The sequence below is a fragment of the Shewanella insulae genome, assembly GCF_009831655.1.
Classification (GTDB): domain Bacteria; phylum Pseudomonadota; class Gammaproteobacteria; order Enterobacterales; family Shewanellaceae; genus Shewanella; species Shewanella insulae.
On record NZ_WRPA01000008.1, the window covers coordinates 105153 to 119577 of the forward strand.

Consider the following 14425-nt stretch of genomic DNA (forward strand, 5'->3'; position numbering starts at 1 on the left):
CCCTTGGATGTTGTGATGATGAGATGACGAGTAATACCCGCTATCAGGCGACGCTAAAGGTCGGCGACCAATCTTATCCCGCATATGAACTCAGATGCCTGATCCATTTCGTAGCCGGGCGTTACGGAGAGTCTCATGCGCTGCGACTGTGCCAGGAGATCGGCCTGGGGCTTAACGAATTGGCCAGGCTAAATTTTGTCTACGTCTGGCAGGTGGACTATGCCATGGCCTTTCTGGGGAATTTAGACGATGATCCTCAAATCGGTGCTCGTCTCGGTGAGACCTATCGGGTGGAGGAGCTCGCGCTTATCTGGCCCTATCTGGCCAAGTGTCAAACGCTCGGTGAATGCCTGGAGTTTGTGATTGCTCATCCTGAGCTGGTGGGGAGCGTCTCGGATACCCTGGTGAGTCACGGCGAGCAACGCCTCTGTTTTCGCTGGCTCAATACGGCGAAGATCTCGGCGCCTTATTTTAGTCTTCAGTTTCAAAACAGCGTCTGCTCCATGTTGGCCCTGGCGCGTCAGCTGACGGGACAGACTGTGACACTTGAACAACTGCAGCTAGCCACCCCGGCCCATGAGAGTGAGTTCTTGGCGACGTTTTGTCAGGCCAAGGTAAGCTTCGAGAGTGAGTTCTTCGAATGGGCCATCTCCCATGAGGCGCTTGCGCTGCCCATTTTGTATGACTTCTCCCAGCTAGCGCTGGATGAGCAGGCCCAGCATGACACCTCCTTGATCGAAAAGGTGCTGGCCATCTTAAACCAGGATTTTCCAAAAACGCCTAAGCTCGAGTCGATGGCGCTGAAACTCAACATGAGCGATCGCACCCTGAGGCGGCACCTGGCCAATGCCGGTACCAGCTATCAGAAGCTGGTGGACCAGGTGCGTTGCCAGACAGCTATCGGCCTCATTGTCCGAGGGGACAAGAGTATAGTGGATATCGCCGATATCATGGGGTTCGGCGATGTGAGCCATTTTCGTCAGAGCTTCAAACACTGGCTTGGCCTGCCGCCAGGCCAGTTCATTCGCAAGATCTAGCCGGCATGCTGGCAGTTGCCCAGGCTGGGCGACAGGCCATCTATCCAGCTTTGCAGCACGGTCAGTGCCTCTACATGGCTAAGGCTTCGGCCTATGGGGGGCATACGATCCTTGGGGGCATCGAGCATCTGACGATAGAGCAAGATAGAGTGCTCGCCATCGCCGGGGATGATGTCGTAGGAGAGGCCTTTCTCTCCGCCATCCCAGCCTGGTGGCTGCTTACAGATCCCATATTGGTAGCTGGTGTGGTCCACATAGAAACCCAGGCGTAGCCCTGAGATGCTGGCAAAGCCTTCGGCTCTGTGGCAGTGGGCGCAGTTGATATCCAGGTAGCCCTTGGCCCTAGCGGTCAGTTCGCTGCTCTCATCTGTGATTGCCGGTGCCGAATCTGGAGCGCGGCCCTGTGGGAGACCTTTTAATTTCCCTTGAGAGCGCCAATACTCGAGCTGATTTACCGGCTGGTTATCGACTAGCACCTCATGGTTAAGCAGATAGGGTTTGAGGCCTATGGGGTAGATCTGGGCACCATTGTCGCCGGCGCGTTGATGGCACACCTTGCACTCTGCCCTGCTGGGTACATGGTAGGTAAACTCCAGCTGTTCGCCCTGACGCGTCAGGCTGTGGGCCTGATTGGCCCCAGCGACTGTGAGCCTTGCCTCGCCGTCTTGCCAGAGATAGGGCAGCGCCGTCCAGCCGCTTTCACGGTGGATAAGCAGGCGGGTCTCGACCAGGGTCTCGTTGGCTTCTCCCATGAGCTGGGTGTCGCTTGACAGGGAGAAGGTCTTGACTAGTACAGTGCCGATGGGCAGGTCGAAGGTATCGCTCGGGTGATAATCAATCTGGCTTCCCGCGGGGAGGAAGATGAAACGGTATTTATGGGCGTAGTCGGTAAATAGCTGGCTGGAGAGTTCATATCTGAAACCTGGACCATTAGGTTCCCTAGTCGGTTTATCTGGCTGCAGAAACAGCCGGTATTGGGACAAGAGCTGACAGTCTTGTTCCATTAACGCCTGCCAGTTGATCTCTCCCGCCTGGCTGTCACAGAGATCCGTTGATGGATCTGTGCTGCCCGTCGGCGGCGTCACAGGCGTGCCAGGTTGGTCTGTGTCTGTGCCTGTTTGATTGGTCGAGGAGTCATCGCTACCGCCGCAGGCCGCAAGGCTTAGCAACAGGAAGGCTAAGATGACCGGGTTCAAAAGCGGGAGCAAACCTTTTACTGGGCTGGTTAACATAGTCTGGGCTCGTGATAAAAAGGGCCGCCTGATGGCGGCCCTTGGGTTGGGGTTATTGAGAGCAGGTGGCCAACGGCAGTCGTTTGATCCACTCGGCAATCAAGGCAGTGCCTTCGGTGTGAGACAGGCTGCGACCTATTTCTGGCATGCGATCGCCAGGTGCCGTGCTATCCATGCGGAAGTGCAGGATAGAGGTCTCGCTCGAGCCTGGTACCACATCGTAGCTCAGTGAGCCGCCACCATAGGCGATAGGCGACTTACAGGTACCGTGAGAGTAACCGCTGTCTTCCTCGTAGGCTCGCCAGTACTCTAGCTTTAGGCCAGTGTTAGAGGCGTTGCCTTCTGGGCGGTGACAGTGGGCGCAGTTGATATCCAGGTAGCCCTTGGCGGTCTGCATTAGCTCGGCATCAGTCATGGCCGCCACCTTAGCCTCGTCACCATCGTGGAAGGCGGGTACTGTGGGGATGCTTGCCGTGTCTGGCACGCCTTGTAAGATACCGCTAGCTTGCCATTTCATCAGCTGGTTCATGGTGCCATCGCTGTAGGCGTAGTCCTTGTTCAGATGACGCGCCTTAGGGCCAATGGGCACGAATACCGCGGCGCTGGCATCGTCACTCTTGAACTGGTGACACTGCTTACACTGGTTCATGCTGGGGACCACATAGTCGAAGTCCAAGGTCTTGCCGTTGTGGACGACTTGCTTGGCCTGGATGGCGCCGGCCTTGGCCAGTACGGCATCTGTCTGCTCTGCGTTAAACACATAGGGAAGGGCCGACCAGCCGGTGGCGCGTTTAATTAGCAGTCGAGTCTCCACCAGGGTCTCGTTGGCCACGCCGCGCTTGCTGGTGTCGCTTGGCAGGGCGAAGGTCTTAGTGATCACAGTGCCGACCGGGAAGTCCATGCTCTCGTTGGCCGAGTAGTTGGCTACCTTGCCCTCTGGTACAAAGACGAAGCGGTACTTACTGGCATAGTCGGTAAACAGCTGAGTGTTGAGATCGTAAGGGATACCGCCTGAGTTCGCCCCAGTGCTTGGATCTTTGGTATCGGCAAACAGCTGATAGTCAGAGAGGTTAGGGCAGTTGGCACCCAACAGGGCATCCCAATTTACGCCTGGAGTTGTGGTGCTACACAGGCTCAGGTCGCCATCGCCCACCAGACCGCCTTCACCTTCGCCAATGGTGCCACCACCACCGACCAGGTTGCCGCCGTCACAGCCTTCGACATCATCATCCACGCCGCAGCCGAAGATCTGATCGCCAAAGGTTACCGTATGCACAGGCAAACTGACCTGAGCACAGTTCATGATCTTATCCTGAGTCTTCTCATAGAGGACATCGGCGATACTGATATCTGTGTTGCTATTGGCGTAGAGACGGCCAAAGGAGACATCGCCGTTGTCTTGGGCACAGATGTTGTCGCTACCATCCTCGGCAAACGGCATCTCCTTTAGCCCCAGATAGGCGGCGGTGCCGTTGTTGGAGAGCATTTCGCCCAAGCCATCGTAGAGGATCCCCGGGAAGGCGCCGTGGCTCAGCAAGTAGGCCTTGATGATATCTTCAATCAGGTAACCGTTAGGCTTCTTACCATAGTCAGTGATGACGTTATCATGCAGATAGATGTTACGCGGTGTCGGGCGCCAGCCATCTTCTATGGGTTGGCCCGGCTGGCCATAGTTGCCCACAAAACTGGCCATATCCGGCTCGGCGATGAAGAAGCTAGAGACGGTCACCCCTAAAGTGTCGTGGCCGGTGATCTCGTTGTTGAAGATCTCTACATCACTGGTAGAGAGGATGATCACCCCTGTGCCCGGCGGCACGATATGCACCCCGGCAGGGTTAGACGAGGCGTTGGCGAAGTTAGGAGTATTGTTGTTATAGACCTTGTTGTTGAAGATCCTCACGCTGGAGCCATATCTGTGGTTGTTGATAGGCAGGTCGAATACCAGGATGCCGCCGGTGTTGCCCATGGCTTCGTTGTCGTAGACGTCGGCATATTTAGAGTTTTCAATTTCGATACCGGCGACGTTTTCCTTGGCGATGTTGCGGCGAACCACTATGTACTCAGACTGGCCCACATAGATACCGGCATCGGCGCTGCCGCGTACATAGGTGTCTTCGATGAGGATGTTTTCACACTCAACCGGGTAGAGACCGTAGGCGCCGTTGTCTTCATCCAGCGCGCCTTCCCATACGGTGGCGAGGCGTCTCAAGATGATGCCGTTAGTGTTTTTCAACTTGATGCCGTTGTTCTTGGCCTCATTGACCGAAAGATCCTGGATGGTGATGTTAACGGCGTTCTGCACGAAGATGCCATCACCAGTGATCGACTCGGAGAAGTCCAGCACCGTCTCTTCCATGCCGTGGCCCATGATGGTGATATTCTTGGCATAGGCACCGTCACCGTCCACATCGCCGTCAAACAGCAGGGTCGACTCTATCTTAAAATGCCCCTTAGGAAGCACTATCACGTCATTGCTCTGGGCGTTGATCAGGGCTTCCTGAATGCGGGTGGTCAGGTTTTCACCATCTTCGATGATGATGGCGCCGACAGGAAAGCTGGGATCGGGATCCGTCGGTGTGGTGGTTACAGGTGGTGTTTCTACTTGAGGTGTATCTTCATCGTCTGAGGAACAGGCGGTGATGGAGAGGGCCACTGCACTGGCCACTAGACTTGGGAGCAGCCATGAAGGCATCTTGTTGAACATAGTATCTCCTACTTATTGTTATTATTCCCACTTTAGATTGCACTGACGTACTAGATATGCAATGTGAGATCTGGCCAACAATTTATTAACATCCGTAATAATCAGTGGCTTAGTACATTTATTAAACAGGTGTTTGAGATAAAATTGAGGGAAAACAGTAATGTGTAGAATTTATCAAACAGCAAAATGTGCCGGACTTAACTGGTAGGAGGAGTTGATTTTATCGTTTAGGCCTGTTAGGGGCCTACAGCGTTAGCCTTAATGTCGTTACATGGGCCGTGGACAAGAGGTTACTTGCGTCGAGTCAGAGGTTGAAACACCAGGGCAAGTCAGCTTAGACACGGGTCTGGGATAGATTAGTGCTCAGTGCGGAGTAAAGAGTACGGCGAAAGCCAAGTGCGCAGACCAAGGCAACGGCTAGCACTTGGCGTTAGTACAAATCATTCGGGGAAGCAGGTCTGCACCTAGGGACAATCCGCCCAGGTGCCTGCCCCAAGTGATCCTATTCACTCTCTTGCAGCGTATCGATAAGCCAGGGGCGGATAAAGTCGACGATCTGCGGCTGTGCCAGCTCGTTAGGGTGTATGCCGTCGGCTTGCATCAGCTCGGGATGAATGGCTATCTCTGTCATGAAGAAGGGCACTAAGGTTACACCATGTTCGCTAGATAGCTCTTGGTAGACCTGGGTAAATTGCTTGGCGTAACGCGGGCCATAATTGGGCGGCACCATTACCTCGCTGAGCAGCACCTCGGCCCCCGCGTCCTTGGCCAGTTGGATCATTTTTGTAAGATTATTTTTCAACTGCTTAGGTGAGAATCCGCGCAGGCCATCGTTGCCGCCGAGCTCGATAAAGACTAGCTTGGCCTTGGTCGAGTCAAGCAGGGCGGGCAGTCGACGCAGGCCACCGGCAGAGGTCTCGCCACTCACGGAGCCATTGATGATGGTGGTTTCTGGGGCTTGCTGCTGCAGCAGATGTACCCAGCCTTTGTCTTGTTCCATGCCGTAGCTTGCGCTTAGGCTATCACCTAAGATCAATATCGGGTTAGCATGGGCCTGGGGGATCAAGAATAAGGCAAGCAGGCAAGCGGCTTGCACCAACCGGCTAAAGCGACGAAGCGAGAAGGAATTTATGTTAGAAAATAGTGCTATCAAGGTCAGTGATCTCTATAAATCGGTAACTACCCAAGAGGGAGAGCTTACTATCCTCAATGGCATCAATCTGGATGTCAAGTCGGGGGAGAGTGTGGCGATTCTTGGTCCCTCTGGCTCGGGTAAGTCTACCCTGCTCGGACTGCTGGCGGCGCTCGATTCGCCCACCAGGGGGGAGATAGTCCTCGACGGCGTGACCCTCAATGGTCTGGACGAGGAAGGCAAGGCCGCCCTACGTAAACAGAAAGTCAGCTTCATCTTTCAGTCTTTCATGCTTGTCGACACCCTAAATGCCCTGGAGAACGTCATGTTGCCGGCCGAGCTTTCCGGTGTCAACGACGCCAAGCAGAAGGCGCAGCAGATGCTAGAGCGTGTGGGATTAAGCCATAGACTCAACCATTTTCCCAACCAGCTATCGGGCGGTGAGCAGCAGCGTGTCGCCATCGCCAGGGCCTTTATCTGCGAGCCTAAGGTGCTGTTTGCCGATGAACCTACGGGTAACTTGGATGGCGCCAACAGCGACCGGGTGGCCGACATGCTGTTTGAGCTAAACCGTGAGAGTGACACTACCCTGGTGCTGGTGACCCATGATCTCCAGCTGGCCAATCGTTGCCAGCGTCGGCTGAATATGCAGGCGGGTCAGTTAAGTGAGGTAGTTAGTGCCAGCGACAACAGCGGCGAGCAAGTGATGGCCCGTTCGAGCGCGGCGGAGGCGAGTTAATGGAGTCTCGCATCGCATGGAAGTTGTTTAAACGAGAGCTACTACAGGGGCAATTGCTACTCATTATATTGGCGATCACCCTGGCGGTACTGTCGGTAAGTGGCCTTGCGCAGGTCAGTGAGCGCCTGCAACTGGCCATTAACGGCCAGGCCTCTAAATTTATTGCCGCCGATCGCATCATTAACTCGCCGGTTCCCCTGGATGAGAAGATATTAGTCAAGGCCGATGCGCTGGGGCTCAGGCATGTTGCCAGCATGCAATTTAACTCCATGGCTTATTCTGGTGACGCCTTTCAGTTGGTGACCGTCAGGGCCGTTGGCGACGGTTATCCCTTGAAAGGGGTGATAGAGCTGAGCGATGGCCCGACCGATAAGCTGCCCAAGGCGGATCAGATCTGGTACGAGACCCGCCTGGGTGGGATCTTGGGTTACCCCAAACAGCTTGAGCTTGGCAATGCCAACTTTAGCCTGAGCGCCGAGATAGCCAGACTGCCCGATGCGGGCTTTAACCCTTTTGCGTCATCGCCCGTGGTGCTGATGCGTCTGCAAGATGTGCCCAAGACAGGGGTGATCCAACCGGGCAGCCGGGTGAGCTATATCCATCAGTTTGCCGGCGAGGCTGATCAGCTTAAGGCTTTCGAGGCAGAAGTTAAGCCGCTGCTCAACAACAGCCAACGCTGGATCGATGTGCAGTCGGGGGACTCGCCCATCGCCGGTGCGGTCAAGCGGGCCGAGCGCTTTCTGCTGCTGGCCAGCCTGTTGGGAATAGCGCTCGCCTGCGCCGCCATAGGGATTGCTGCCCAGCGCTACTGTCAGCGTCATTTCGACGTGGTGGCCATGCTCAAGACCTTCGGCGCCTCGAGTCGGCAGATCCGTATTCTCTTCGGTTTGCATCTGCTGTTGGTGACCCTTGCGGGTATCGTCTTGGGGCTTATTGGTGGCTTCCTGCTCGATACGCTGATCAGCGCCTATCTGCCGGCGTCGATTTCGGCCTATTCGCCGCCGTTGTTTAGGCCTATCGCCTTAGGTGTCGCCACCGGGCTTATCTCGGCTTTCATGTTCTCTGCCTATCCGCTGATGAGGCTGCTGGCTATTCCGCCCCTCAGGGTGTTGCAGCGTCAGCTAGAGGGGATCCAGCTGGGGATGTGGCTGCACCTGGTACTTAGTCTGTCTGCGATGGCACTGTTGGGTTATCTTTACTCACAGAGTCTGGTGCTCACCCTGACGGTGGTTGCTGCGGTCATGCTGCTCGGCGTCTTACTGAGTCTGTTTGGTTTCTTGTTGATCCGCGCCGGTCACAGTGTGGGTATGAAGACCACCAACCCTATGCAGCTGGCCCTTGCGGGGCTGAGACGTCGTGCCAGGCAAAATGCGGTGCAGCTGGTGGGTTTTAGCAGCGCCCTGGTGTTGCTGCTAACCATAATAGCGCTCAGACAAGATCTGCTCGATGAGTGGCATAAACAGTTGCCCGAGCAGTCGCCTAACTATTTCCTGGTGAACATTGCTCCCGAGGAGCAGGCGCCGCTGGAGGCCTACTTTAACGACAATAGCGTCAAGGCGACCGATATCTATCCTGTGATCCGCGGCCGACTGGTGGCGATCAATGGCGAGCAGCTGATCTCTGCCGAGCAGGCGGAGCGGGGAGTTGATGGCCGGGTGGGGATCTCCCGCGAGCTGAATCTGACCTGGCGTACTTCACTGCCGCCTAATAACGAGCTGGTGTCCGGTCACTTCAACCAAAAGGCCGATGAGGTGTCGGTGGAGTCGGGCGTCGCCGAGCGTCTCGGGATCGGGCTGGGAGATGAGCTGAGCTATGTGATCGACAATCAGCCGTTGACCGTCAAGGTGGCCAGCATTCGCGCCGTGCACTGGGAGACGATGCAGCCAAACTTCTTCATGATCTTCCACCCCGACGCCTTGGCCCCCTTTGCTTATACTTCAATGGCTAGCTTCTATCTGGATGACAGCAAGCGGCCTCTGGTGATCGAGTTGATCAAACGTTTCCCCACGGTTTCTATCATAGATGTCGGCGCCATGGTGAAGCAGCTTAGACAGATCATCAACCAGGTCTCACTGTCGCTGACACTGGTGTTGGTGTTGGTATTGCTGGCCAGCAGTCTGGTGATGATCGCCCAGACCGAGGCGGGGATGGCGACGCGGCAGCGAGAGCTGGCGGTGCTGCGCACCTTCGGTGCCTCGGGGTGGTTGCTGCGTATGGCCACGGCGCTGGAGTTTGCTCTGCTTGGCTTGATAGCAGGTTTGCTTGCCGCCATAGTGGCCGAGTTCACCATCTATCTGCTGAAGACTCAGGTGTTTGAACTAGTGGTTTATATGCATTGGAATTGGTGGCTGTTGGCGCCCCTTGCCGGCGCGGCCATCGTCGCCCTGCTGGGCACCTGGCGCTGTCGTCAGCTGCTACGTAAGTCCTGTCGACAACTGCTGCAGGGCTAGCGGAAACATATAGAGAAATGAGCGGCGTGAGTAAGTACTAGCGCGCCGCTGGCTTAAATTTGCGTGGCAGCTTGAAGGTCTGGTGTTTTACTGATTGCCAAAAAGATTTGCCAGGGCGTTGTCCAGATGGGTATAGCGAAAGCTAAAACCTGCCTGGGTCAAACGCTCAGGATAGACATATTGCCCTTCGAGCAATAGCTGAGACATCTCTCCAAGGGCCAGGCTTAAAATTGAGGCTGGCATCGGCAGTAGAGTGGGGCGACTCAGCGCTGTGCCCAGTGAGTTGGTAAATTCGCGATTACTGACCGGGTTGGGGGCGGTGGCATTATAGATCCCTTGGCACTCTTCATTATTTAACAGAAACAGTATGATGGCGATGAGATCTTCTCTGTGGATCCAGCTCATTCCCTGTTGGCCTGAGCCTACCACGCCACCGGCGCCCAGCTTAAAGGGCAGTAACATCTTCTTCAGCGCACCACCATTTAGGCCCAGTACTAGGCCGATGCGAATGACGCAGACCCGGGTTATTCCCTGGCATTCGAGCGCCAATTCTTCCCACTTTGCACAGACGCTATGGGGAAATTTCTCTTCTTTTCCCGTGTCTTTGAAGTGGGCGAGATCGAAGCTCTCATCCAGGTGCACCTGTTTGTCATGATCGCCATAGATGCCGATGGCCGAGCCGCTGATGAAGACCTTAGGCGGCGTCTCGCTCGCCTCGAAGAGTTTGGCTAACCGTGCGGTAATATCCCAGCGACTGTCACAGATCTTCTGCTTATGCTCAAGACTCCAACGTTTGTCGGCAATGGGCTCGCCCGCGAGATTGATGACGGCATCGAAGCCATCGAGGCTGCTCAGTGCCCCCAGATTACCCAGTAACTTATGCTGATTACCCAGTGTCAGGTGTGCCTTGCCGGCCGAACGGGTGAGCAAGGTGAGTTGGTGTTTCTCTTCTAAGGCCTTCACCAAGGCCTTGCCGATAAATCCAGTACCGCCCGTGATCAGAATTCGCATGCTCACTCCAAATTTTTAGGGGATATCAAAAATATACACCATAGCCAGGGATTCGGATCACTTTTGACGAGCTAAGATCGCCTGAAGGTCATTTAGGCTTTTTGGTAGCAGAGCTGCATGGAAACCGAATCGGCAAATCTCAGGGCGTGGGGCTTGTCTATCTCGACCGATGCGAAATCGACCCATTCATGATCACTGGCGATGCTCAGTACCTGATCCGTGAGGTGCTCGAGTAGCGAAAAGCGATTGTTTTCAACTAAAGCAATGATTTTTTTCGTTATCGTGCGATAATTCAGGGCGTCTTGCATATTATCACTGTTGCGGGCCTTGGCGGCGCAGTAATGGATTTCTGCGTTGATGGTGACGTCCTGTTTGTTGTTGATCTCATCTTCCTTGATGCCGATGTAAGTGCGAAGACGGAGATTTTTAATTCGAATGATGGCAATTTCTGGTTTCATGGGCGTAATTTTTCTTGTGTCAGATTTAAGTTAAGCCTATCAATATTATGGGTAATTCAGAAGGACTTTATTTAGATGACTCGATTTGATAATCAGGGGGTCGCGTTCAAAGGCTTTGCCATCATGGCGTTTATCGTCGTGATTTTGGCAGGGATAAAAGCCGCCAGCCCTATCGTGGTTCCCTTTGTGTTGTCGGCCTTTATCGCGGTGATTTGTAACCCGGCGATCAATGGCATGACCCGCCTCAAACTGCCCCGCGCATTAGCTGTGGCCATCATGATGGTGTTTATCGTGCTGATGGGGCTCTGGCTGGCTTCCCTAGTGGGAAGCTCCATTAACGAATTCTCCCGTCAGTTGCCGCTTTATCGAGATCAGCTGGTGGAACAATTTGCCTGGGTGCTGACCAAGCTACAGGCGTTGAATATCGAAGTCTCCAAGGAACAGATCTTGGCCTATTTCGATCCGGGAATAGCCCTATCGATGACCACCAATATGTTGTCCAGTGTCGGCGGCGTGATGGCTAACCTGTTTCTTATCATACTGACAGTCGTGTTTATGTTGTTCGAGGCCCAGGATTTGCCCAAGAAGCTGCATTTCGCGCTTGACGATCCCGACATGCGTATCAAGCAGATAGACAAGTTTCTACAGTCGGTAAACCAGTACATGGTGATCAAGACGCTGGTGAGCGTGGGAACTGGCGTGGTGGTCGGGACAGGCTTGGCGCTGATGGGGGTCGATTACGCCTTGCTCTGGGCCGTCGTCGCCTTCCTGTTCAACTATATCCCTAACATAGGCTCTATCATCGCCGCGATTCCGCCTGTGTTACTGGCCTTTATTCAACTCGGCCCAGCGGGAGCGGGAGGCACGGCGCTGCTTTACCTGGCCACTAATACCGTGATGGGTAATATCGTCGAGCCTAAATATATGGGGCGTGGGCTGGGGCTTTCGACCCTGGTGGTGTTCCTCTCCTTGATCTTCTGGGGCTGGCTGCTGGGCTCTGTAGGTATGTTGCTTTCAGTGCCCCTAACCATGATCGTTAAAATTGCACTTGAGTCGAGCCAGAGCGGTGGTTGGCTGGCCATCTTACTGGCCGATCGCGTCGACGAGACCCTGGTTAAGGTCGAAGTGGAGGGGAGCGCCGAGTCCCAAGTTAACGCCGACGCAGAGAAGTAGTTCATTATTCATTAAAACAGACAGTATTAGTAATAGGTAAATAGCGTTAGATGGAGTCATTTAAGCAAGCATTACAACAGGTGCAATTCTCTGAAGAGGCCGAGCGGCTGTTTCATGGCCGTGGTGGTCGTTATGAGGGCGCCGAGCATCTGTGCCTCGACTGGTTTCCACCTGTACTGCTCCTCACCAGCTTCAAGGAGATAGATGAGGCGGCGCTCGAGGAGCTGACCCAGGCGATCCGGGCGCGCTGGAAGGCGGAGAAGGGAGAGCAGGACTTTAATCTGGTATTCCAGCACAGATGTGCGGGACAGACCCAGACCCATATGCTACATGGCGAGGTGCCCGAGCCACATCTGGTGAGTGAGAACGGCGCGCGCTTTCAGATCCATCTACTGCGCGGTCAAAACCATGGCTTGTTTCTCGATATGCGCGCCGGACGTGCCTGGGTGAAGGCCAATGCGGCCCAGGCCAACGTACTCAACCTGTTTGCCTATACCTGTGGCTTCTCCGTGATGGCGCTGCAGGGCGGCGCGGATCAGGTTGTTAATATCGACATGAGCAAGGGGGCGTTAGCCATAGGCAAGCAGAACCATCTGCTCAACGAGTTACCCCATGGTGCACGCTTCCTGGGGCACGATATCTTCAAGTCTTGGGGCAAGCTAACCAAGATGGGACCTTATGATCTCATCATCGCCGATCCGCCGAGCAATCAGCGGGGTAGCTTTGTGGCGACTAAGGATTATGCGAGGCTTCTACGCCGCCTGCCTCAGCTGTTGGCGCCACAGGGTGAAGTCTTGCTGTGTCTCAATGCCCCCGAACTGGGTATCGATTTTCTCAAGCAGCAGGTGGTAGAGCAGAGCCCGACGCTGGAGTTTGTCGAGCAGCTGGCTAATCCCGAGGTGTTCTTGGATAGTAACCCAGATAAGGCATTAAAGGTGTTGCGCTACCGCCAGCGGGAGCGGGCATAGCGCAACTGGGCTCATGGCATGGCCATGAGCCGCTTAAATCAGTAGCGATAGAGTTCTTGAATCAAGGACTGACCGTGTGACTCTATGACCTGGGCTATCTGTTGGTGGTCCAGGTTTTTTAATGCCGAAATTTCGTTAAACAATTTTTCTTGTACGTCGAAGGGCATGGACATGGAGTCCATGAACATGTGGATAGATAAGGTGTCTCCCTGCGTAAACAGGTCGGCTAACCTTTGAGCCTCAAATTCGATCAGCGTGTTCATTGCATTACCTCATTCCTGCCTGCGCAAACCATTCGCTATTAATTAATTGATAGCAGTTCTCATTTGAGTCATTAGATCGTTTTATTGTAAAGAAAATGTTTTTTAGTTTTAGTAGCAGTAAAAAAATGAAAGACTTTCACCTTGCCCATTGAATATTGACACTTTTAGGCTTTTTTTTGCTAAATGCGGCCACAATACTGAAAGTTTTCTGTAAGTCGTGGTTTTTTAGTGTTAGACTAGCGCCCATGAGTTAGCAGATAGTTGCAGCTTATACCCAAGGCAAAATGCACCAATAAAAAAGCATGCCTGTACCCTACACAAAAATCTGGAGTCTTTATGGAAGCCCGTGAATACGAGAACGCCTATTACCAAGTGCAAGATGAAGTAATTGAGTCATTACCCGTTGAGATGGATGACGAAGCGTTTTTGGATTAAGGAAATATCCACACTGAATTTTCACTGTTCCGTTGAGCCTGTCTTAGCGTGTTGAGTTGAAAGCCTTCAGACGAAAAGAGCAGCCCTCGGGCTGCTCTTTTTTGTATTGCTTAGCTGGTCTTCTTGCTGAGGGCTGAGCTCTTGCCAGGCTCAGTTTAGATTTCCCTTCTCTGGCAGTATCTCGACGATCACCCAACGATTATTCACCTTGTGCAGGCGTATGGTGCGATCGTCTATCCAAGGTTGTCCACCCTTGAGTCCCTTCATCTTGACGATAACAGTGACATCCTTGGTAAATTTTCGGAAGAAGTCGATATCTATCTCTTCGATCTCCAGGGTGACGTCGCGCATAGAGAGGTTTAATACGTGGCGCTGTACCGAGGCGGCGATATAGTAATGGGACAACACCTGCTTCATTGGTTCATCGACAAACTGCTTAGCCTTCTCGACATCTCTGTCGACATAGATGGCACGAAAGAATCCTAATGAGACCTGCTCAGGTGTCATGACGCCCGACATGGTTTCCGAGTCGGGACTACAGGCAGATAAGAGAAAAACGAAGATAAAGAGTAATTTTTTCATAGGGTTTAATCGATAGGCTTTGGCCTAGTATCGCGATTCTCGAAAGTATTGGCAAGGGGCGTGCGTCAGTCAAAAGTACTTGACTCTTAGGCGTTGGGCTGGCATATCTGAATGAACAAATTGTTACGGTTATCCACAGAATCTGTGGACAAGTATGTTGAAGAGTCGATGCATAACTCTTAAGTGACTGAACTTAATTGGTAAATTCGTGTGGTCATTTTTTGACGCATTGTGCATCTAT

General features: G+C 53.7%; 12 protein-coding genes. 5 read left to right on the forward strand and 7 right to left on the reverse strand.

The genetic code is table 11. The features are described from left to right. Nucleotides 1–23 precede the first annotated feature (23 nt). Nucleotides 24–1037 carry an AraC family transcriptional regulator gene (locus tag GNT65_RS10505; protein ID WP_160795968.1) on the forward strand — a complete coding sequence of 338 codons (1014 nt, stop codon included), beginning with the start codon at nt 24–26 and terminating at the stop codon, nt 1035–1037. On the opposite strand, the gene GNT65_RS10510 is transcribed toward GNT65_RS10505, so the two are convergent. The 3 genes from GNT65_RS10510 to GNT65_RS10520 all read right to left on the reverse strand — a co-directional run bounded on the left by GNT65_RS10510 (nt 1034) and on the right by GNT65_RS10520 (nt 6069). Next, nucleotides 1034–2269 carry an SO2930 family diheme c-type cytochrome gene (locus GNT65_RS10510; protein ID WP_160795970.1) on the reverse strand — a complete coding sequence of 412 codons (1236 nt, stop codon included), beginning with the start codon at nt 2267–2269 and terminating at the stop codon, nt 1034–1036. The genes GNT65_RS10505 and GNT65_RS10510 overlap by 4 nt on opposite strands. A 52-nt stretch (nt 2270–2321) precedes the next feature. Beyond that, the gene (locus GNT65_RS10515) at nt 2322–4973 is read right to left on the reverse strand and encodes a parallel beta-helix domain-containing protein (RefSeq protein ID WP_160795972.1); all 2652 of its coding nucleotides are present in this window, start codon (nt 4971–4973) and stop codon (nt 2322–2324) included. 502 nt (nt 4974–5475) lie between these two features. Next, nucleotides 5476–6069 carry a GDSL-type esterase/lipase family protein gene (locus GNT65_RS10520; RefSeq protein ID WP_160795974.1) on the reverse strand — a complete coding sequence of 198 codons (594 nt, stop codon included), beginning with the start codon at nt 6067–6069 and terminating at the stop codon, nt 5476–5478. 34 nt (nt 6070–6103) lie between these two features. On the opposite strand from GNT65_RS10520, the gene GNT65_RS10525 reads away from it, so the two are divergent. Together GNT65_RS10525 and GNT65_RS10530 are read left to right on the forward strand one after the other, a co-directional pair. After that, nucleotides 6104–6844 (forward strand): ABC transporter ATP-binding protein, encoded by a 741-nt coding sequence (locus tag GNT65_RS10525; RefSeq protein ID WP_160795976.1) that lies wholly within the window; start codon nt 6104–6106, stop codon nt 6842–6844. Further along, nucleotides 6844–9294, forward strand: a complete 2451-nt coding sequence (locus tag GNT65_RS10530; protein WP_160795978.1) for an ABC transporter permease — start codon at nt 6844–6846, stop codon at nt 9292–9294. Before GNT65_RS10525 ends, GNT65_RS10530 begins: the two co-directional genes overlap by 1 nt. 87 nt (nt 9295–9381) lie before the next feature. Here the strand turns inward: GNT65_RS10530 and GNT65_RS10535 are convergent, their stop codons facing one another. Next, a complete protein-coding gene (locus GNT65_RS10535) occupies nt 9382–10305 on the reverse strand; it encodes a TIGR01777 family oxidoreductase (protein WP_160795980.1) in 924 nt (307 codons plus the stop codon). 92 nt (nt 10306–10397) lie between these two features. After that, nucleotides 10398–10763 carry a dihydroneopterin triphosphate 2'-epimerase gene (gene folX / locus GNT65_RS10540; protein ID WP_160795982.1) on the reverse strand — a complete coding sequence of 122 codons (366 nt, stop codon included), beginning with the start codon at nt 10761–10763 and terminating at the stop codon, nt 10398–10400. A gap of 75 nt (nt 10764–10838) precedes the next feature. Here folX and GNT65_RS10545 point away from each other — a divergent pair, with 75 nt between their 5' ends. Together GNT65_RS10545 and GNT65_RS10550 are read left to right on the forward strand one after the other, a co-directional pair. Further along, nucleotides 10839–11936: an AI-2E family transporter gene (locus tag GNT65_RS10545; protein WP_160795984.1), complete on the forward strand. Its 1098-nt coding sequence runs from the start codon at nt 10839–10841 to the stop codon at nt 11934–11936. 50 nt (nt 11937–11986) lie between these two features. Next, nucleotides 11987–12904 (forward strand): class I SAM-dependent methyltransferase, encoded by a 918-nt coding sequence (locus GNT65_RS10550; RefSeq protein WP_160795986.1) that lies wholly within the window; start codon nt 11987–11989, stop codon nt 12902–12904. Nucleotides 12905–12942: 38 nt separating this feature from the next. Here GNT65_RS10550 and GNT65_RS10555 read toward each other — a convergent pair whose 3' ends face one another. Beyond that, nucleotides 12943–13167, reverse strand: coding sequence for a hypothetical protein (locus tag GNT65_RS10555; protein WP_160795988.1), 225 nt, complete (start codon nt 13165–13167; stop codon nt 12943–12945). A gap of 585 nt (nt 13168–13752) precedes the next feature. Beyond that, a complete protein-coding gene (locus GNT65_RS10560; RefSeq protein ID WP_160795990.1) occupies nt 13753–14184 on the reverse strand; it encodes a hypothetical protein in 432 nt (143 codons plus the stop codon). Nucleotides 14185–14425 lie beyond the last annotated feature (241 nt).